Origin of the sequence: Halorhabdus rudnickae (assembly GCF_900880625.1) — an archaeon.
Lineage (GTDB): Archaea > Halobacteriota > Halobacteria > Halobacteriales > Haloarculaceae > Halorhabdus > Halorhabdus rudnickae.
Map to the genome: position 1 here is coordinate 513986 of NZ_CAAHFB010000001.1, position 18127 is coordinate 532112.

Sequence of the window (18127 nt, forward strand, 5' to 3'; positions counted from 1 at the left end):
TAATTATCGTCACGTAGATAGGCGATGTCAGATTCCGACCCCCCAGTCGTCCTCATCGTCGAAGACGAACCGGACGTCGCCGAGACGTACAATCTCTGGCTGCAGGACGAGTACGAGGTTCGCATGGCCGGTAACGGGAGTGATGCCCTGGACTTGCTGGACGGCGATGTCGATGTCGTATTGCTCGATCGGATGATGCCTGGGCTCTCGGGCGATGAAGTCCTCGACAGAATCCGCGATGGCGACAGCGACTGCCGGGTTGCGATGGTGACGGCCGTCGAACCGGACTTCGATATCCTGGAGATGGGTTTTGACTCGTATCTCACCAAACCCATCAGGAGCCAGGAACTCCACGAGACGGTCTCGAACCTGCTCGAACGCTCGACGTACGACGACCTCTTACAGCAGTATTACTCTCTGGTGGAGAAACAGGCGACGCTGGAAGCCACGAAGAATAGCGCCGAACTCGCAGAGAGCGACGAGTACGGGCAACTCTCCGAGCGCGTCGAGGAACTCAAAGGAGAACTCTCTGGCACGCTCGGCGGCGTCGAGAACGACGAAGATTTCATCGCCACATTGCGGGAGTTGAGCAATGGCGACGAACACTGACCGATCTGGGACCATGTACGATCTATCATCAGTACTCGACGTCGACGCCCTCGAATCCGTCCGACCGGGAACGAGCATCCTGATCTCCGGGCCAGCCATGACCGGAAAGCAAGGGCTGGTCTACGACATTCTCGCAGACGGCGCTGGCGCGGGCGAGGGGACGGTTATCCTCTCGACCGGGGATCGGGCCGGAACTGTCGTCGAGGAGTTCGACGGCCACGTGACCGCCGATTCGTTCCCGCTTGCGGTTATCGACTGTGCCGGGGACGGAACCGCCAGCGATCCGGAAGACAGCGACATCTTCGTGTACCACGCGTCCTCTCCCGGCGACCTGACCGGCATCGGCATCGGGATCACCGAGGCCCTCGAGACGCTCCACGACCGGGGCGTCGAACGGGGTCGTCTCTCGCTGTCGTCGCTGTCGACGATGTTGACCTACACCGACCGCAAGACGGTCTTCAAGCTGTGTCACGTCCTGTCTTCACGGCTGGACGCCGCCGATTACCTCGGCCTGTTCACGATCGACGCCAGCGCGCACGACGAGCAGACGCTGCAAGTCATCAAACAGGCCTTCGATGGCATGATCGAGATCCGCGAACGTGAGGGCGTCAGGGAAGCACGCGTCCGCGGACTCACGTCCGAACCCAGCGAGTGGCTGGAACTATAAGCTCGTACAGCCGCTTTCTGAGGGGCCGATTCCTTCTCTGTGCGTCTGGAACATCGCTAGTCGGTGGGCGGTCTCGTTTTACAACGACAACGACGGTCAGAACGGCTATCCATGCCGGAGTTGGCCGCTCTATCGACGGTCAATCCGACGCCGACCGCTCAGTCCAGAATGTTGTCGAGGAACGAGACCCACCGGCGATTGCTCTCGATCTCTTGCTGTCGAGCGCTATCAGCCAGGTCCGGTTCGTGAAGGTTTTGCAGTGCCGAGATCGCACGGTCGATGCCGACGATGGACTGTGCGAGTTCCTCGGCCTCGGCCTCCGTCAAATCGGCTGATTCGAGGCGCTGTTTGCGGTCCTTGCGCTCGGCGTTGAGTTTCGCCCGTACTTTCCGGACCCGATCGCGCAACTCCGGCGGGACGTTCCCCTGGCGTTTGGTCTCCCAGACGAACTCCTTGAGGTTCATTTCCGTGCCCTGAATCTCGACAGACTCCGGGAGGCGCTGGCCGACCGTCGCGCTCTTGCGCTGGACGCGCTCCAGTAACTCGTCGCGTCGACGATCGCTGATCGTGTCGTCCCCACTGTCGTCCATATCTCGATTCGGACTTCCGGCGTCGCGTATCTTTTGGTCTCGCCCACGAGACTGTCACCACGACGTCACACGCGAATTGCGGCGCTATTCCGCCCGTCGCTGTAACTCCGCCAGGGCGTTCAACGCCTCGATCGGGGTCATCTCAGCGACGTTTAGCGAACGGAGCTCGGCGGCGAGTCCGTCGTCCGGGTTGTCTTCGCTTTCGCGCCTCGATCCCGACGGTTCTGCGTGCTGTCCGTCCGACGCCTCTCCGTTCCGGTCGTCGAGCAATTCCCGCGAGCGCTCGACGACCGGATCGGGGACACCAGCGACGCCGGCCACTTCGACGCCATACGAGGCCGCTGCCGCTCCGGGTGCGATCTCGTAGGGGAAGGACACGTCGCTCCCTTCGCGGTCCGTCCGGAAATGGAGGTTCTGCGCGCCATCGAGGTCCGCTGCTAGGTCCGTCAGTTCGTGGTGATGAGTGGCAAAGAGCGTCGTCGCGCCGACCTCGTCGTGAACGAATTCCGTGGCGGCGCGGGCGATCGCCAACCCGTCAGTCGTGCTCGTCCCGCGGCCGACCTCGTCGAGCAGCACGAGCGAATCGTCGGTCGCGCTTTCAAGGATTGTGGCGAGTTCGCTCATCTCGACCATGAACGTCGAGCGCCCACCGGCAATGTCGTCGCTCGCGCCGACACGGGTGAACACGCGATCGACGATCCGTAGATCGGCCGATTGTGCTGGCACGAAACTCCCGGCCTGGGCGAGGATTGCGATCAGCGCAACCTGGCGCATGTACGTCGACTTCCCGCTCATGTTCGGCCCGGTGATCACTGCGAGGAAGGTATCCTCGTCGAGGTGGGTGTCGTTCGGGACGAAGGCGTCCCGTGTGCGCTCGACGACTGGGTGACGGCCACCGTCGACGTGGATTCCCTTCCCGTCGAAGCTGGGGCGACAGTAATCCCGCTCGGCCGCGACTGTCCCAAACGAGACCAGGGCGTCCAGTGTCGCCACGGCGTCGGCGACCGCCTGGATGCGCTCGGATTCGGCAGCGACGTCGTCGCGTACCTCCACGAACAGTTCGTACTCCAGGTCGTCAGCCCGCCCCTCGGCGCGGAGAATCTCGTCCTCGCGTTCCTTGAGTTCCGGCGTATAATAGCGCTCGGCGTTCTTCAGCGTCTGTCTGCGCTGGTAATCCTCGGGGACTCGATCGAGGTTCGCGTCGGTCACTTCGATGTAGTAACCGTGGACGGCGTTGTGTCCGACCTTCAAGGAGTCGATGCCGGTCCGTTCGCGCTCGCGCTCCTCCAGATCGGCGATCCACTCTTTGCCCTCGCGTTCGGTCGCGCGCAGCTCGTCCAGGTGCTCGTCGTACCCCTCGCTGACCACCCCGCCCTCGGTGATCTCCGTCGGCGGATCGGCCGCGATCGCGTCGTCGATCAGCCCACGAACGTCGTCCATTTCGTCGAGACGATCGGAGAGATCGGCGAGCAACTGGGCGTCTACGCCGGACAGTTCCGCCCTGATCTCCGGGATCACGTCGAGCGTGTCCGAAAGCGAGCGGAGGTCGCGTGCGTCGGCACGCGACCGCGAGACGCGAGAGATGAGGCGTTCCAGGTCGTAAACGTCGGCAAGCAGTTCCTTGAGCCGCTCGCGGGTTTGCAGATCAGAGACGAGTTCTTCGACGGCCGCGTGGCGTGCTTCGATCCGGTCGCGATCGAGCAGCGGACGACGAAGCCATTCTGTCAGCCGCCGTCGCCCGAGCGCGCAGGCCGTCTCGTCGATCACGTCGACGAGCGTCAGGTCCGTGCCGCCGGTAACGCTCCGGCGCTCGAAGATTTCCAGGCTCTCTAAGGCGACCGTGTCCAAAACCATGTACTCCCGGGGGTCATACCGCGTGAGGTGGTTGAGGTATTCCAGCCGGCCGTCCTGTCCACCGCGGGCGTATTCCGCGTAGGACAGCAACGCGCCGCAGGCTCGAACCTCGGCGTCACTCCCGAGCAGGCGGTCGGCTGGGCCGAAGTACGCGGCGACACGCTCGCCGGCCCGATCCGGGGAGAAGTATCGCCCATCGACCGGACTGACCACGCAGTCGGCCCCGAAGAGGTTCGGCGCGTCCGGACCGACGATCCCCTCCGCGGGGGCGAAACGACCGAGTTCGTCCCGGATCGTACTCCGGTCGTCGGTGCTGGTCGCGTAGAAATCACCGGTCGAGACGTCGAGTACCGCGATAGCGAGACGCCCGTCGGCGGCGGCGAGCGCCGCGACGTAGTTGTTCTCGGCCCCGCCGAGCAATTCGTCCTCGGTGAGCGTCCCGGGCGTGATGATCCGCGTGACCGCCCGGTCGACGACGCCACTGACTTCGTCGGGATCCTGGACCTGATCGGCGATGGCGACGCGATAGCCCGCATCCAGTAGTTTCTCGATGTAGGATTCAGCGTTGTCGATCGGAACACCGGTCATCGCGTACGTGCCGGTCGAATCCTCGCGTTCGGTTAGCGTCACCTCACAGATCCGGGCGAGTACCTCTGCCCCCTCACAGAACGCCTTGTAGAAGTCACCCGACTGGAACAGCACGAAGGCGTCGTCGTACTGCTCGGTCAACTCGACGTACTGGCTCAACATCGGGGTGAGGTCCCCGCGCCGCTCGACCATCTTTGCCGGCGGTCCCAGCGCCGCGTCCATGCCCAGACGAGTGCGGTCCAGCGGACAAATACCCGTTGGTCGCTACCCATCACGGTGGCGATTGATCACGATGGTATTGTAAAAACCGGGCACTATCGAGGGGGCTTTGAACCTCTGGCACTGAGTGGTGCCAATGACCGTCACAACACGCTTCGACCGTACCGATCCGCCAGAGCGCCCGGTCGCACTCGACGACGGGGGCGATCTCGACGCATTGATCGAGACGTACGATACTGCCCTCGTAGAGTTCTACACGGAGGGCTGTGGCGTCTGTGCGTCGATGGACCCCGTCCTGGGTATCGTCGCCCGCGAGAGTGAGAGTGTTGTCGCGACGATCAACCCCCGGGACGATCCGCCACTGGTCGATCGCTTCGACGTACGGAGCGTCCCGCTGTTGGTCGTCTTCCGGGACGGCGAACCGGTCGAACGGGTCGCTGACGGGTTCCAGTCCGTCGAAGACGTGCTTGCGCTGGTCGAGAACGCAGCGTGATCGGCAGGCAGGGCACGAACCGAATCCGGGCGCACCGTTCGTCACCTACTCAGCGATCACTGCGGTCGCCCCAGGACGAGCATGGACAGTCCGGAGACGACCGTGACCGCGACGACGTGGCCGACGATCGCGGCCACCAGTACCGGGTGACCATCGACGAACGGCACGAGGGAGAGCTGGATCCAGGCGAACCCGATCGTGATCGCGTCGATCCGGACCAATTCGTCGGCCGTCTCCCCGTCGAACTCTCCGGACAGCCACAGACTACGCCAGAGGCCGACCAGACTTGCCCACCAGCCCGTCCCGATACGATAACAGACGTCCCAGAGGATCACGAGTGTGAAAAATACCACCGGCACAGGCATCGGATCGCCGAGTAAGCCGCCGAGCAGTGGCGTCCCAGCCGACCGCGGATCGACGACGAACAGATAGGTGATCAAAGCGAAAAACGAGACGAGCCCGAGGACGATCTCAATCCCGGATCCGAACAACGCCTGCGTGTACTGGGACGGTAGGTCGAGCCGACGGGTCCGGCGTCCGATGGTCAACATGAAGCCGCTCCCGACAGCGGCGACGACGACCGCGGCAATCCCGGCCGGGAGACTCGCCCAGCGCCCGTACAATGCCACGAGCACCAGTACACCCGCGCCGAAAACGGCGATCTGGAGGGCCAGTGCGACGCCGCGCGAAAGCTTCACGCCAGGGATCGATCCGGCGATGCTCTCATAAACCCATCGCGGATCGTTCCCGGAGTGGCTCCCGTCTCGATCGTTCGGTCGACGGTTCGTCATTTCCGCCTCCTGCAGACGCCGTCTCCGTGCGTTCGATGCCCCGTCATTCGTTGGACTCGCTCGCGAATGCCCGGCGGACGGCAGTCTCGAAAGGGGTCTTCTCGAGATCGATCACGCCGTCGATACTGTCGTCAGTGACGATGACGGGGTTTTTCAGCCCCAGGATTAGCGGCCGGGAGATCGCCCGCGGGACGTCGGTAACGAACTCCACCCAGTACGAGGAGAGTCGCGGCGTCAGGACGGGCACCGGGATGATGTATCGACGTTTGCCCAGGATTTCGGCCGTCTTTTCGAGCATATCCCGGTATGTGAGCACGGCAGGACCGCCGATCTCGTAGGTTTCACCCGCCGTTTCGGGATGGTCGAGCACACCGACGAGGTACGCGATCACGTCGTCGATTGCGATTGGTTGACATTTGGTATGGAGCCATCGAGGCGCGATCATGACCGGCAATCTGTCGACGAGCTGGCGCACCATGCGGAAGCTCGCGCTCCCCTCGCCGACGATGATCGCCGCCCGCAACGTCGTGAGGTCGAACTTGCCACCCGCGAGGACGGTCTCGACGGCCTGACGTGACCGGAGGTGCTCCGAGAGGTCGTCGCCGGCCTCGCCGAGTCCGCCGAGGTAAATAGCGCGGTCGATGCCGGCCGTGTCAGCGGCGGCAACGAAGTTCTCCGCGGCCCGCCGATCACGGTCCGCGAACGATCCGCCGGTCTCCAGTGAGTGAACGAGATAGTACGCCGCGTCGATCCCGGTCGGTATTGAAAGCGAGTCGGGTTCGAGCAGGTCGCCCTCGAGGACGTCGACGCCGTTGGGCGGATCGTACGTGCTCGCGTCTCGCGTCATCGCGACGACATCGTGGCCCGCATCGCGGAGCGCGGGCACGAGTGCGCTTCCGACGAACCCCGTCGCTCCTGTGACCAATACGCGCATAGCGGTGTTCGGACCCGATGGGTTATAACTCGTGGCCCGGTCCCATGGGTTCACTCGTGTAGTGTCTGGCGTGCTTTCTCGCCGGACGTTGGTTCCTCAGGCTTCTGGAAACGGCTTTCTCGCTCTCGTGGACACCAGTTCGTCACTCTCGTGGACGCTGCTTCTGGTGACTGGTCCGCTCGGCGACGACTGGGGGGACGGTGGTCTGATACAGCAGACACTTCCAGGTGGGGCGCGTGGTCCCGTCGTCCGTACTGGGGTCCTTCTCGTTGTCCAGTCGCGTACCGCAACCGTCACAGGTGTAAGTAGTTCGCGTCACGGTCCGCCCTCGACAGCGACTTCGGACGGCAGCCACTTGATGGCTTTTCGGGCCGAGCCACCTGACAGTTGCCGACGTGTCGTGAAAGATGGCAACTGGCCAAGATAGCTCCGAATCTTTATCCCCGTCTGTCAATTACCCGTGAGCAGATCACTATGCAGAACCAATCAGTCAAAGGAAAGGTCGCGATCATCGGGGCAGGCGACGTCGGCGCGACGACCGCCTACGCTCTCATGATGAGTGGCTCGGTCTCGGAGATCGCACTCATTGACATCGATCACGAAAAGGCGGAAGGCGAAGCAATGGACCTGCGCCACGGTGCCGCCTTCGTCAAACCGGTCGACATCTACGCCGGCGATTACGAAGATGCTCACGACGCGGACGTGGTGATCATCGCAGCCGGCGCGAGCCAGAAACCCGGCGAGACCCGGATGGAACTGCTCGAACGCAACGTCGAGATCTTCCACGACATGATTCCCCGGATCACCGATGGTCTCTCCGACGACGCCATCCTTCTGGTCGTCGCCAATCCCGTCGACGTACTCTCGTACGTCACCTGGAAAGTATCCGATCTACCCAGACACCGGGTCATCGGGACCGGAACGGTGCTGGACACCTCCCGATTCCGGAACGTACTCAGCGAGAATTGTAACGTCGATGCTCGGAACATCCATGCCTACGTCATCGGCGAGCACGGCGACAGCGAAGTGCTCGTCTGGAGTGCGACCCACATGGCTGGCGTCCCCTTCGACGACTACTGTCCGGTCTGTGAGATGGACTGCGATCTCCAAAATCGCGATCTGATCGCCGAAGAAGTCCGTGGAGCCGCCTACGAGATCATCGATCGCAAGGGGGCGACCTACTACGCGATCGGGTTGGCAACGACTGAGATCGTCGAGAGTATCATCCGCGACGAGAACTCGATCCTGACAGTTTCGACGCTCTTAGACGGCCAGTACGGTCTCGAAGAGGTCTATCTGAGTCTGCCCGCCGTCGTCAACCGGGGCGGTATCCGACGGGTTGTCAATCTGGATTTGTCCGATACCGAGCGCGAACAGTTCGTCGAGTCCGGCGAACTGCTCAGAGAAGAGATCGCCAAGCTCGACATCTGAACCGCTCGTCTGGCCACGAAAGAGAAGAGATTTTTCAGACAACCACGTCGATCTCTCGGCCACAGTCACACGTCCCATCGAGGGCCACTTTGACGCTCGCCCGAAACCCGCTCCGCTCGATCCAGGTCGTTCCACAGTCCGGACATCGCGTGTCGTTTTCGGCATGGCCGGGAACGTTGCCGACGTAGACGAACTCCAGTCCCACCTCGCGGGCGATCGCTGCCGCCCGTTCGAGCGTCTCGACTGGCGTCGCCGGCCGGTCACGCATCTCGTGATCAGGGTGGAACCGGGTGAAATGGACCGGGACTGCGGGGTTGAGATCGTCACGGACCCACTCGGCGAACTCCCGGATCTCATCGGGATCGTCGTTGAGATCGGGAATCGTCAGGTAGGTAAGCTCGACGTGAATGTCGGCGTCGTGTGCCAGCTTCGCCCCGCGTAACGTCGGCTCCAGCTTCGCGCCCATGTGCTTGACGTGTGGGCGATCCCGGAATCCCTTGACGTCGACGTTAGCGGCGTCGAGGTATGGGCCGACCGCCTCGATGAACTCCGAGGTGAAGTAGCCGTTCGTGACGATGGCCGTGTAGCGGCCGTCTGCCTTGGCCAGACGCGCGCCGTCCCGGACGTACTCGGCGTAGATCGTCGGCTCATTATACGTCCAGGCGATCCCCGCACAGTCCTGCATTCGGACGCTCTCGACGGCTTCTTCGGGGGAGACCGCCCGCAGTTCGAGGTCCTCGGGGCCGGCGAAAGAGATGTGGTTGTTCTGGCAGAACTCACAGGCAAAGTTACACGAGACGCCGCCGAAACTCAGTACGCGGGTCGTCGGATGGAAATGATAGAGGGGCTTTTTCTCGATCGGATCGGCAGTTCCTGGCGGGCCGCTGGGCCGATCGAACACCTGTCCGTAGGTCAACAATCGGAGTTCGCCGTCGACGTGCCGCCGGACGTCACAGATGCCAGCCTGGCCGGGCGAGAGCGTACACCGATGGGCACAGGCCGTACACTGCAGCCCGTCCCCGGTTTCGACGACCAGATCGGCCGGAGCGCCCGTCGCGTCGTCGAACGTGGACATATCCACGAGTAAGGGTCTGCAGATGAAAAGGTTGCCCCGAGAGCAGCGTTCACCGAGCGAATGCTGCTGATTTCACACGCTGGGACCGATAGTCGTTGGATTGGGTAAGCGAAGAACTTCCGGAGGATCAATCGGATCGCTCGACCGAACGGAGTACCAACCGGTCGCCGATCGTGGTCGATGGCTGGGACTCACGGGGCAACAGACCACGATCCGATCGGTCCGGTTGATTCGTCAATACCGAAAACCGACAGCCACCCGTCAGTCCTCGGTAGTCACGGACTGAACGTGGTACTGGAGGCCCACCTCGTGGGTCGCCTCGTCGTCGGCGACGCGCTTGGCTTCGCCCGGGTCTCGAACGGGCCGGCGACTCGATCACCGTCGACTGTCACGTAGTACTGCGTGGTCACGTCCGGCGTAGGCTGTCGATCAGCAAGGTCGTTTCGAGCACTGTCTCCCGGGCCAGGGCGAGGAGCCTAAGTACCACCCGGAGTTACCACCGAGCGATGAGTGGACCCGAACTCGGCAAAGCCGATCGCGAATTCTTCGACGAGTACATCTACCCGCGCCTGGGTGCCGACCGCGAGGAGGTCCGCCTGAGTCCACAGCACGGCGTCGACTTCGGCGTCGCCGATGTGGGTGGGCAGGCACTGGCGATGGCGACCGACCCCGTTTTCATCGTGCCCGCGGCGGGTTTCGAGCGAGCGGCCTGGTTCGCCTTCCACATCCTGATCAGTGACGTGGCCGTCTCGGGACTGGATCCGGCCTATCTCAGCGTCGACTTCAATCTCCCGCCGGAGATCACCGACGAGCAGTTCGAGACCGTCTGGGAGACCTTCGACCGGGAAGCCAAAGAGTTGGGCGTCTCGATCGTCACCGGTCACACCGGCCGGTACGCCGGGTGTAACTACCCAATGGTCGGCGGTGGCACATCGCTGGCTGTCGGTGATTTCGACGACCTCGTGACTCCCGACGGCGCCAGTCCGGGCGATCGCGTCATCGTCACGAAGGGGCCGGCCATCGAGGCAACGGGCCTCCTGTCAGTCCATTTCGACTCGCTGATGGATGGGGACGTCCCGGCCGATGAGATTCAAGCCGCCAAGGACCGCTTCTACGATATGAGTCCGATCAAGGAGGCGATGGTCGCCTCCTCGGCTGGGCCGGTCACGGCAATGCACGACGCCACGGAGGGGGGCGTCTACGGCGGCCTCTTCGAGATGGCCCGTTCGGCGGGGGTCGGCTTCGAGATAGAGCGCGACCGCATTCCGATCCAGCCGGGCGTCGAGGCCGCCTGTGAGTTCTTCGACATCGACCCCTGGATCTCCATCAGCGAGGGGACACTGCTGGCGACCGTCGACCCGGACGGCGTCGACGACGTCCTCGCCGCCCTCGAATCCGAGGGGATCCCTGCCGCGGATGCCGGTCGAGTCACCGACGGTTCGGGGTTGACTGTCGACGGCGAGTCCGTCGACCACCCCGGGAAGGACCCCTACTGGGCAGCTTTCGAGGAGTACATGCAGAAATTGCAGGCAGCCGACGACTGAGCGCTCGCGTCAGGGTGCGCCGACCAGCACGAACGTACTCTCGACGTCGCCGTTGTGAATCTCGCGAGTCGCCTCCGGTGGGACCCGGACGGCGTCACCCGATTGCATCGCCACATCCTCGCCGTCGATCGTCACTGTGGCTTGTCCGTCCACGAGCAGATAGACCTCCTCGTGGTCCTCCTCGGCGTGATCGTGGGCTTTCCCCGACCAGCCAGGTTCACAATCCAGTACCGTTACCCCGACGGTCTCACAGTCCAGGGCGTCCCGAAGGAAGTGCATCGACTCCGCGACCGGGTCGACGTCCTCGTAGTTGACTTTGGTGTATGCCATCGCAATCTATTGTTTGGTTGCCGGGCAGAAATATCCACCTCCGGACCGATACTGGAACATCACCGATTTGTACAACCGCCAAATAGACGTACGTATGACACGCAACGAGGCTCCACACGATCCGCCGACCGTGTTGACGATCGCCGGCAGTGATTCCGGTGGTGGCGCGGGCATCCAGGCCGATCTCAAGACCATCGAAGCGGTCGGCGGGTTCGGGACGAGTGCGATCACGAGCGTCACTGCCCAGAACACCACCGGGGTTCAGGGGAGTTACCTCCAGCCGATCGACCACATTGCAGCCCAGATCGAGGCCGTCCTCGGCGATTTCGACGTGCAGGCTGCCAAAACGGGCATGCTCGCCACCGGTGAGGTCATCGAGACGGTCTGTGAGTACGCCGACGAACTCCCACAGCTCGTCGTCGATCCAGTGATGGTCGCTACGTCGGGTGATCGACTGCTCGAACCTGCGGCCGAGACGGCCTACGAGGAGCTGATCGCCGAGGCGACGCTCGTGACGCCCAACGCCGACGAAGCGGCCGTTCTCACGGGCATCGAACCGACGAACGAATCGACGGCGATCGAGGCAGGCGAAACACTCCTCGACATGGGCGCCGAGGCCGCACTGGTCAAAGGTGGTCACATCGGCGGTGAAGACGTCATCGACGTGCTGGTCTCGGAAAACCAGGTTCGGACGTTCAGGCACGAGCGGATCGACACTGACGCGACCCACGGCTCCGGCTGTACGCTCTCGGCGGCGATTGCGACCCATCTCGCGCACGGCGAGGCACTGACCGATAGCGTGAGCAGAGGGGTCGACCTGCTCGCCCGGGCGGTCCGGTACAATCTCGACGTCGGTGAGGGAGCGGGTGCGGTTCATCATCTCGTCGAGACGCGCGAGCGCGCTGCCCGGAGCGAGACCACGGAAGCCGTCCGCCGTCTGGCCGCCTCGCTCGTCGAGATGGATGTCGCCTCACTGATCCCCGAAGTCGGGACCACCGTCGCCGGCGCGACGCCGTTCGCCGAGCGCCTCGCGGAGGTCGCCGCCGTCGACGGGCGGATCACGCACACTCGCGACGGCGTCTCCACCGGTCAGGACGTCCGCTTTGGCGCCTCGACTCACGTCGCGCGGTATCTGCTGGATGCTCGCGAAGTCGATGCCGATGTCCGCTACGCCGCGAACTGGCGCTACGACGACGCGGTCGAAGACGCGCTGCTTGAACTGCCCGGTGATGTCATTACGCTCGAAGAGGCGCCGACGCTTGAATCCGGCGCCGTGTCCGCCCTCTCGGCGGCCACGGATCCCGTCGCCGTCGTCGATCCGGGTGGCGACGGGCGCGTTCCGGTCACCGTCCTGTTCGCCAAATCGCCAGCCGATCTCCAAACCCGGACGGCACAGCTACTCGAAGCAGTCGAGTGAATTCACCGCAACCAAAGCGAGAACACGATCACGAGAAGCGCCAGAAGCGCGGTGAATCCCGGTCCGGACGTCCTGGTCGCGTCCCCGTCTGTCGCGTGAGGTGTCCCGACGGTTCTCTTCCCACGACTGGTGGATCCACTTGCGGTGTCCGTCTCCCGGGCGGTGATACCTCGGACCGGCACGGTCGTCGTCCGGCCGTTCGTTCCTGTCACACGTACCCGATCGGGGATCTGCATCCCAAAGCTCTCGACACGTTCAGGCAGCGACGCCGCGAGTACCACCTCGATATCCCCGGGTTCGTCGGGAGTCAGGTGTAGTCGTTGCGTGACAGCAATGCCCTCCGCATCGTCTGTCAAATCGCCCGCTTTCGCCGGGCCGTCGGACGTCGCGGAGTTGATTCTTGCATCGCCGGTCGTCGCATCCGTGATCTTCTCACCCATCGAAAGCGGTTGGGCCTCTCCTGTGGCAATGGCCGGGATTCCCCCAACGGATCCGACGAGAACAACGACAGCCAGTCCGAGAGCGAGGCGACAGGTGGCCATTGTGCCATTTTCCGGTCGACAAAGATCAGTCCGTTGGCCACTGCCAGAGTCGTCCCGTAGCGTTTTTCACCCACTTCGGTCCCAGGTAGCTGTATGAGCGACGCGACGGGAATCGTCGGGGAATTTTTCTCCTTGCAGGGAGAGACCGACGCTGATCTCCTGGCGATGCAGGTTGGTGACTTCTACGAGTTCTTCGGCGAGGACGCCGAGACGGTGGCCGAGGAACTCGATTTGAAAGTCTCCCAGAAGTCGAGCCACGGCTCCTCCTATCCGATGGCAGGTGTCCCGGTCGACGAACTCACACCCTACCTCAAGGGACTCGTCGAACGCGGTTACCGCGTGGCAGTCGCCGATCAACACGAAACCGAGAACGGGCACGCTCGCGCGATCGACCGGATCGTCACGCCGGGGACGCTTCTGGAGACGACCGATGCAGACGCGCGCTACCTCACGGGGATCGTGGCGGGCGATGAAGAGTGGGGACTCGCTTTCGCCGACGTGACGACCGGACAGTTCTTCGTCACCAGCGTCGACGACAGATCGGCTGTCCTGAGCGAACTCTACCGATTCGACCCCGCCGAAGTGCTCCCGGGACCGACGGTCAGGACCGACGACGAGACGCTCGATCGACTCCGCGATCGGACTGACGCCACCCTGTCTCTCCACACGACCGAGGACTTCGCGCCCGGACGGGCACGACATCGCCTGCGCGACCAGTTCGGTGCGGAGACCATCGAGAGCGTCGGGATGGGCGACAGCGACACGACGATCGCCGCTGCGGGAGGCGTCCTCGCATACGTCGAAGAGACTGGTCAGGGCGTGCTCGCCTCGATGACGCGACTCCAGCGGTACGGCGCGGGCGAACACGTCGAACTCGATGCGACGACACAACGCAACCTCGAACTCACGGAGACGATGCAGGGCGATCGCTCCGGGTCGCTGCTCGATACCATCGACCACACAGTCACGAGCGCCGGGACGCGGACGCTTCGTGCGTGGCTCCAGCGGCCCCGCCGATCGACGGCGGAACTGCACTCACGACAGGATGGCGTCGCCGCCCTCGCGTCGGCCGCGATGGCCCGCGAGCGCCTCCGGGAAGAGCTGAGCGACGCCTACGATCTTCAGCGACTCGCGAGCAAAGCCGCTTCGGGAAGTGCTGACGCACGTGACCTGCGGGCGGCCGCCGACACGCTCGCACGCTACGAATCGGTCCGAAACGTCGTCGCCGACGCGTCCGAACTCGCCGATTCACCGATCCTCGACCGGCTGGACGGACTCGACCGGTCCGCGATCGATGACCTCGCCAGGGAACTCGACGCGGCGGTCGTCGAGGATCCGCCGGGGACGATCACCGAGGGTGGGATCATCCGACGAGGCTACGACGAGGAACTGGACGACCTGGTCGAGCGCCACGAGAGTGCCCTGGAGTGGATCGAGACGCTGCCCGACCGCGAGCAGCGCGAACACGGCATCACGCACCTCTCGGTCGACCGAAACAAAACAGACGGCTACTACATCCAGGTCGGCAACAGCGAGACAGAGAAGGTACCCGAGTACTACGAGAGCGTCAAGACGTTGAAAAACGCCGAACGCTACACGATCGACGAACTCGAGGAGCGCGAACGGGAGATCCTCCGGCTGGAAGAACAGCGACACGACCTAGAACGAGAGCTGTTCGAGGCATTGCGCGATCGCGTTGCCCAGCGTGCCCAACTCCTGCAGGACGTCGGGAGCGTGCTGGCTGCAGTCGACGTTCTCGCAGCACTGGCGACCCACGCCGTCCGGAACGACTGGACGCGTCCGGAGCTGCTCGATTCGCGCGCCCTGGAGATCGAGGCCGGCCGCCACCCTGTCGTCGAGGGGACGACCGAGTTCGTTCCCAACGACCTCTACATGGACGAGGACCGCCGGTTCCTGATCGTCACCGGGCCGAACATGAGCGGGAAGTCGACGTACATGCGACAGGCCGCCCTGATCGTCCTGCTGACCCAGATCGGGAGTTTCGTCCCCGCGCGCTCGGCCCGGGTCGGGCTTGTCGACGGCATCTACACCCGTGTCGGTGCCCTGGACGAACTCGCTCAAGGCCGCTCGACGTTCATGGTCGAGATGCAGGAGTTGTCGAACATCCTTCACTCCGCGACCGGAGACTCGCTGGTCATCCTCGACGAAGTGGGGCGTGGAACCGCCACTTTCGATGGCATCTCCATCGCCTGGGCAGCCACCGAGTACCTCCACAACGAGGTACGGGCCAAGACCCTGTTTGCGACGCACTACCACGAACTAACGAACCTGGCCGAGCACTTGCCCCGCGTCGAAAACGTCCACGTCGCTGCCGACGAGAGCGATGGCGACGTCACGTTCCTGCGTACCGTCCGTGAGGGCGCGACCGATCGGTCCTATGGTATCCACGTCGCCGATCTGGCGGGCGTTCCCGATCCGGTGGTCGATCGCTCGCGGGACGTACTCGATCGACTGCGCGAGGAGAAAGCCATCGAGGCCAAAGGCGGCTCCGGCGGGACGACTCAGGCCGTCTTCGACCTCTCAGACGGTGCGTTCACCGCCGGTGACGGGGCGAGTGCGGACGGCAGCGGGGATGAGATGCGAGACAGAATCGCGGATCGTTTCGGCGACGATGCGGAGGGCGTCCTCGAGGAACTGGCCGCCCTGGATGTCAATGAGACGCCACCGGTCGAGTTGATGGCCCGCGTTCAGGAATTGCAGGACGAGCTCGACGAGGGCTGACTGACGATCGGCTGCGGAGGACAAGGAGCAACCCCACCGTTTCCAGGGCAAATCAATCCGGCACCCGGAACGCCAGACTGTACATCTCGCCGGCCGACTCCGAGCCGATCTCCTCGGCGAGGGCGTCTGCTTCACTCGCCAGTTCGGCCCCGAGTGGGCCGTCGATGCGCTCGGTTCGCTCGCGTGCTTCGGCCACGTGGGCATCGACATGACTCTCCGTCCAGGGCACGGGATCGAGTAGCGTCTTCCGACGGTCGAACACCCAGCCTTGCGATTCGAAAACGCCACGGAGGACATCCGCGGGGTAAAACGTCAGTGCCGACCGCCCATCGGCGAGTTCGCTCACTGCGTTCTCGACCGCGAACAGCTCGCGGACGGCCGCGTCCTCGGGCAGCGGTGCGTAGTCGTCGATCACCAGGTGCCCACCGGGTGCGGCGACGCGCGTGAGTTCGGCCGCGATCCGATCCAGGTCCCGCGTCGGGACGACGTTGAACAGCGCATGGGCAGTGACGACTGCGACGGCGTCGTCGGCCAGTGGGATCTCCCGGAGGTCCGCCTCGACGGTCTCCACGCGATCCGGGTGATCTGTGCCGACGCGCTCCCGGACGGTTTTGGCGTGCTCACTGTCGTTCGTCACAGAGAGCACCGTCTCCGCACCGGCAGCGAGCAGTCCTGCCGTCGCGTTCCCGACGCCCGCGCCGGCTTCGAGACTTCGCTTGCCTTCGACCGGCTGGTCCGCGAGAGCCGTCCGCACCGTCGCCGGCACGTCCATGTCAGTGGTGGAGTTGTTCGGGGACGGGACTCTCGTCGTGGCGTGCGTCCTCGACGATCGCACGCTGTGTCGCCTCGTCGAGTTCCTCGAAGCGATCGCCAGCATCCAGTACCATCTTCACGAGTTTCGGATCGCCGGGCGTCAGGACGCTCGTTACGCCCCGAGAGAGGGTGTAGTTCAGTCGATTGCGGATCGTCTCCGGATCGTCGACCGGCTCGTACCAGTTGGCATACGGGCGCTCGTGTTCGGGGAGTGCGTCGGTGTCCGGCCAGGACCTCTTGGCGAAAGCCTTGATCGCCAGCGTTCCGATGTCTTCCTGGTCTGCCCGCTGAAGCACTGCATCGTAGTCGTACTCCGCGTCGTCCTTGGCATCCACCACGGGATTGAGCGGGAACATCAGCGAATCCAGGTCGTCGATCTCCTCGATAGCGTTCAGGATGAGATCCGGATTCCCATGGCTCGTGAGGCCGATGTGGTCGATCAGTCCCTGCTCCTGTGCCTCGCGGAACGCCCGGAGGGCGCCATCGGCATCGGTGATCGTCTCTAGTTCGTGTTCGTATTCCAGCCCGTGAACCTGATAGAGGTCGATTGTTTCGACGCCCAACCGGTCGAGCGACCGCTCCAGTTTCTTCCAGGCACCCTCGTAGGACCGCTCCTGGGTCTTGCACCCGAGGAAAATTTCCTCGCGGTACTGGCGGAGCTTCGGCCCGAGTTTGAGTTCGGCGTCGCCGTACGTCGGGGCTACGTCGAAGTGGTTGACGCCGTGATCGAGAACGAGTTCGACCAGCTGGTTGGCCCCCTCCTGTTCGAGCCAGTTCAGCGCGATCGCCCCGAATGTGACGACGGTACTCCGCTGTCCCGTGGCTCCGAGGTCACGAGTCTGCATGACCGACGATTGGGTCCCCGGCACCAAAAGATCAGCTACCGCGAGCGTCCAGCAGCGTCACTCCGTGGCCCGGCGACTCACTCCAGAACGGTCGAGGGGCGCTTGAGGTAGTAGTCCTGTTCGGTGACCCGCTGGTAAATGCGATAGAGCGTCTCGACGGCGTCCGGATCAGGATCGAACCGGAGGTGTGGCGCCGTATGATAGCCCTTGGCGCTAACCAGGAAGAAGTACAACGTCTGGTGGTGTTTCGGCGTGGCGTCGGCGACGCCCATCCCTTCGCCACCGAGGTCGTCGGCGAAGTCGTTGAGCATGGTGGCGATGTCATCGTTGAGTTGCTCGTCCGGACGATAGGCGGGCGCGCCGAACGTTTGCTGGAGGAACTCCGTGGTGTTCGCGAGAAAGGGGTTCGAATCGATGCCTGTGGGATCGACCGCCGCGAACGTCTCGTAGAGGGCAAGTAAGGCGTCGAGTTCGGCGTCCGTCAGTGCGATCGGCATGACGGGGTCGCCCTGCGGGATAGTGTAATCGGGGAACGAGTACGACCCTGGATCGGGAAGGTTCTCGAAGACGTCTGAGAGGTCCATGTGCCTCGATAGGACGGGACGTGCCGTAACTGTTTGGCGGCGTGAGACAGCTCCCGGAT

The 18127-nt window shown here is 63.7% G+C and carries 19 protein-coding genes; 8 read left to right on the forward strand and 11 right to left on the reverse strand.

Annotated elements, in window-relative coordinates; translation table 11 throughout:
* Positions 1–24: 24 nt before the first annotated feature.
* Together BN2694_RS02610 and BN2694_RS02615 are read left to right on the forward strand one after the other, a co-directional pair.
* A complete protein-coding gene (locus BN2694_RS02610) occupies positions 25–609 on the forward strand; it encodes a response regulator transcription factor (RefSeq protein ID WP_135662336.1) in 585 nt (194 codons plus the stop codon).
* Positions 593–1276, forward strand: coding sequence for a DUF7504 family protein (locus BN2694_RS02615; RefSeq protein WP_449272211.1), 684 nt, complete (start codon positions 593–595; stop codon positions 1274–1276). Before BN2694_RS02610 ends, BN2694_RS02615 begins: the two co-directional genes overlap by 17 nt.
* Positions 1277–1434: 158 nt before the next feature.
* Here the strand turns inward: BN2694_RS02615 and BN2694_RS02620 are convergent, their stop codons facing one another.
* On the reverse strand, positions 1435–1866 hold the full coding sequence (locus tag BN2694_RS02620; protein ID WP_135662338.1) for a DUF5788 family protein: 432 nt from the start codon (positions 1864–1866) through the stop codon (positions 1435–1437).
* Between the two features lie 84 nt (positions 1867–1950).
* The gene (mutS, locus tag BN2694_RS02625; protein WP_135662340.1) at positions 1951–4530 is read right to left on the reverse strand and encodes a DNA mismatch repair protein MutS; all 2580 of its coding nucleotides are present in this window, start codon (positions 4528–4530) and stop codon (positions 1951–1953) included.
* A 133-nt stretch (positions 4531–4663) separates the two neighbouring features.
* Here mutS (BN2694_RS02625) and BN2694_RS02630 point away from each other — a divergent pair, with 133 nt between their 5' ends.
* Positions 4664–5020, forward strand: coding sequence for a thioredoxin family protein (locus BN2694_RS02630; protein WP_135662342.1), 357 nt, complete (start codon positions 4664–4666; stop codon positions 5018–5020).
* Between the two features lie 56 nt (positions 5021–5076).
* Here BN2694_RS02630 and BN2694_RS02635 read toward each other — a convergent pair whose 3' ends face one another.
* The 3 genes from BN2694_RS02635 to BN2694_RS16935 form a co-directional block, all read right to left on the reverse strand.
* On the reverse strand, positions 5077–5811 hold the full coding sequence (locus BN2694_RS02635; RefSeq protein WP_135662344.1) for a DUF7530 family protein: 735 nt from the start codon (positions 5809–5811) through the stop codon (positions 5077–5079).
* A gap of 43 nt (positions 5812–5854) precedes the next feature.
* Positions 5855–6745, reverse strand: a complete 891-nt coding sequence (locus BN2694_RS02640) for an NAD(P)H-binding protein (protein WP_135662346.1) — start codon at positions 6743–6745, stop codon at positions 5855–5857.
* A 142-nt stretch (positions 6746–6887) separates the two neighbouring features.
* Complete coding sequence (locus BN2694_RS16935) at positions 6888–7064, reverse strand: hypothetical protein (RefSeq protein ID WP_167879946.1); 177 nt, start codon at positions 7062–7064, stop codon at positions 6888–6890.
* A 155-nt stretch (positions 7065–7219) separates the two neighbouring features.
* Between BN2694_RS16935 and BN2694_RS02645 the strand changes: the two genes are divergently transcribed.
* Positions 7220–8176: an L-lactate dehydrogenase gene (locus tag BN2694_RS02645; RefSeq protein WP_167879947.1), complete on the forward strand. Its 957-nt coding sequence runs from the start codon at positions 7220–7222 to the stop codon at positions 8174–8176.
* 34 nt (positions 8177–8210) lie between these two features.
* Here BN2694_RS02645 and amrS read toward each other — a convergent pair whose 3' ends face one another.
* Complete coding sequence (gene amrS, locus BN2694_RS02650) at positions 8211–9251, reverse strand: AmmeMemoRadiSam system radical SAM enzyme (protein ID WP_135662348.1); 1041 nt, start codon at positions 9249–9251, stop codon at positions 8211–8213.
* A 180-nt stretch (positions 9252–9431) separates the two neighbouring features.
* Here amrS and BN2694_RS02655 point away from each other — a divergent pair, with 180 nt between their 5' ends.
* Entirely contained in the window at positions 9432–9647 is a 216-nt protein-coding gene (locus tag BN2694_RS02655) for a hypothetical protein (RefSeq protein ID WP_135662350.1), read from the forward strand.
* A gap of 110 nt (positions 9648–9757) precedes the next feature.
* A complete protein-coding gene (locus tag BN2694_RS02660; RefSeq protein ID WP_135662352.1) occupies positions 9758–10795 on the forward strand; it encodes an AIR synthase family protein in 1038 nt (345 codons plus the stop codon).
* A 9-nt stretch (positions 10796–10804) separates the two neighbouring features.
* Here the strand turns inward: BN2694_RS02660 and BN2694_RS02665 are convergent, their stop codons facing one another.
* Positions 10805–11125: a cupin domain-containing protein gene (locus tag BN2694_RS02665; RefSeq protein WP_135662354.1), complete on the reverse strand. Its 321-nt coding sequence runs from the start codon at positions 11123–11125 to the stop codon at positions 10805–10807.
* Between the two features lie 94 nt (positions 11126–11219).
* On the opposite strand from BN2694_RS02665, the gene thiD reads away from it, so the two are divergent.
* Positions 11220–12542: a bifunctional hydroxymethylpyrimidine kinase/phosphomethylpyrimidine kinase gene (thiD, locus tag BN2694_RS02670; protein ID WP_135662356.1), complete on the forward strand. Its 1323-nt coding sequence runs from the start codon at positions 11220–11222 to the stop codon at positions 12540–12542.
* A gap of 2 nt (positions 12543–12544) precedes the next feature.
* On the opposite strand, the gene BN2694_RS02675 is transcribed toward thiD, so the two are convergent.
* Positions 12545–13084 (reverse strand): hypothetical protein, encoded by a 540-nt coding sequence (locus tag BN2694_RS02675; protein WP_135662358.1) that lies wholly within the window; start codon positions 13082–13084, stop codon positions 12545–12547.
* A gap of 93 nt (positions 13085–13177) precedes the next feature.
* Between BN2694_RS02675 and mutS (BN2694_RS02680) the strand changes: the two genes are divergently transcribed.
* The gene (gene mutS, locus BN2694_RS02680; protein ID WP_135662360.1) at positions 13178–15826 is read left to right on the forward strand and encodes a DNA mismatch repair protein MutS; all 2649 of its coding nucleotides are present in this window, start codon (positions 13178–13180) and stop codon (positions 15824–15826) included.
* 52 nt (positions 15827–15878) lie between these two features.
* Here the strand turns inward: mutS (BN2694_RS02680) and BN2694_RS02685 are convergent, their stop codons facing one another.
* The 3 genes from BN2694_RS02685 to BN2694_RS02695 all read right to left on the reverse strand — a co-directional run bounded on the left by BN2694_RS02685 (position 15879) and on the right by BN2694_RS02695 (position 18068).
* Complete coding sequence (locus tag BN2694_RS02685) at positions 15879–16598, reverse strand: class I SAM-dependent methyltransferase (RefSeq protein WP_135662362.1); 720 nt, start codon at positions 16596–16598, stop codon at positions 15879–15881.
* A 1-nt stretch (position 16599) separates the two neighbouring features.
* Positions 16600–17484, reverse strand: a complete 885-nt coding sequence (locus BN2694_RS02690; RefSeq protein ID WP_135662364.1) for an aldo/keto reductase — start codon at positions 17482–17484, stop codon at positions 16600–16602.
* Between the two features lie 77 nt (positions 17485–17561).
* Positions 17562–18068 (reverse strand): hypothetical protein, encoded by a 507-nt coding sequence (locus BN2694_RS02695; RefSeq protein WP_135662366.1) that lies wholly within the window; start codon positions 18066–18068, stop codon positions 17562–17564.
* Between the last annotated feature and the right edge of the window lie 59 nt (positions 18069–18127).

Excerpts from the sequence above, each read along its gene's own strand:
- BN2694_RS02610 (WP_135662336.1), top strand. The coding sequence starts at position 25 with ATGTCAGATTCCGACCCCCCAGTCGTCCTCATCGTCGAAGACGAACCG.
- BN2694_RS02615 (WP_449272211.1), top strand. The coding sequence starts at position 593 with ATGGCGACGAACACTGACCGATCTGGGACCATGTACGATCTATCATCA.
- BN2694_RS02620 (WP_135662338.1), bottom strand. The coding sequence starts at position 1,866 with ATGGACGACAGTGGGGACGACACGATCAGCGATCGTCGACGCGACGAG.
- mutS (WP_135662340.1), bottom strand. The coding sequence starts at position 4,530 with ATGGACGCGGCGCTGGGACCGCCGGCAAAGATGGTCGAGCGGCGCGGG.
- BN2694_RS02630 (WP_135662342.1), top strand. The coding sequence starts at position 4,664 with ATGACCGTCACAACACGCTTCGACCGTACCGATCCGCCAGAGCGCCCG.
- BN2694_RS02635 (WP_135662344.1), bottom strand. The coding sequence starts at position 5,811 with ATGACGAACCGTCGACCGAACGATCGAGACGGGAGCCACTCCGGGAAC.
- BN2694_RS02640 (WP_135662346.1), bottom strand. The coding sequence starts at position 6,745 with ATGCGCGTATTGGTCACAGGAGCGACGGGGTTCGTCGGAAGCGCACTC.
- BN2694_RS02645 (WP_167879947.1), top strand. The coding sequence starts at position 7,220 with ATGCAGAACCAATCAGTCAAAGGAAAGGTCGCGATCATCGGGGCAGGC.
- amrS (WP_135662348.1), bottom strand. The coding sequence starts at position 9,251 with ATGTCCACGTTCGACGACGCGACGGGCGCTCCGGCCGATCTGGTCGTC.
- BN2694_RS02655 (WP_135662350.1), top strand. The coding sequence starts at position 9,432 with ATGGCTGGGACTCACGGGGCAACAGACCACGATCCGATCGGTCCGGTT.
- BN2694_RS02660 (WP_135662352.1), top strand. The coding sequence starts at position 9,758 with ATGAGTGGACCCGAACTCGGCAAAGCCGATCGCGAATTCTTCGACGAG.
- BN2694_RS02665 (WP_135662354.1), bottom strand. The coding sequence starts at position 11,125 with ATGGCATACACCAAAGTCAACTACGAGGACGTCGACCCGGTCGCGGAG.
- thiD (WP_135662356.1), top strand. The coding sequence starts at position 11,220 with ATGACACGCAACGAGGCTCCACACGATCCGCCGACCGTGTTGACGATC.
- BN2694_RS02675 (WP_135662358.1), bottom strand. The coding sequence starts at position 13,084 with ATGGCCACCTGTCGCCTCGCTCTCGGACTGGCTGTCGTTGTTCTCGTC.
- mutS (WP_135662360.1), top strand. The coding sequence starts at position 13,178 with ATGAGCGACGCGACGGGAATCGTCGGGGAATTTTTCTCCTTGCAGGGA.
- BN2694_RS02685 (WP_135662362.1), bottom strand. The coding sequence starts at position 16,598 with ATGGACGTGCCGGCGACGGTGCGGACGGCTCTCGCGGACCAGCCGGTC.
- BN2694_RS02690 (WP_135662364.1), bottom strand. The coding sequence starts at position 17,484 with ATGCAGACTCGTGACCTCGGAGCCACGGGACAGCGGAGTACCGTCGTC.
- BN2694_RS02695 (WP_135662366.1), bottom strand. The coding sequence starts at position 18,068 with ATGGACCTCTCAGACGTCTTCGAGAACCTTCCCGATCCAGGGTCGTAC.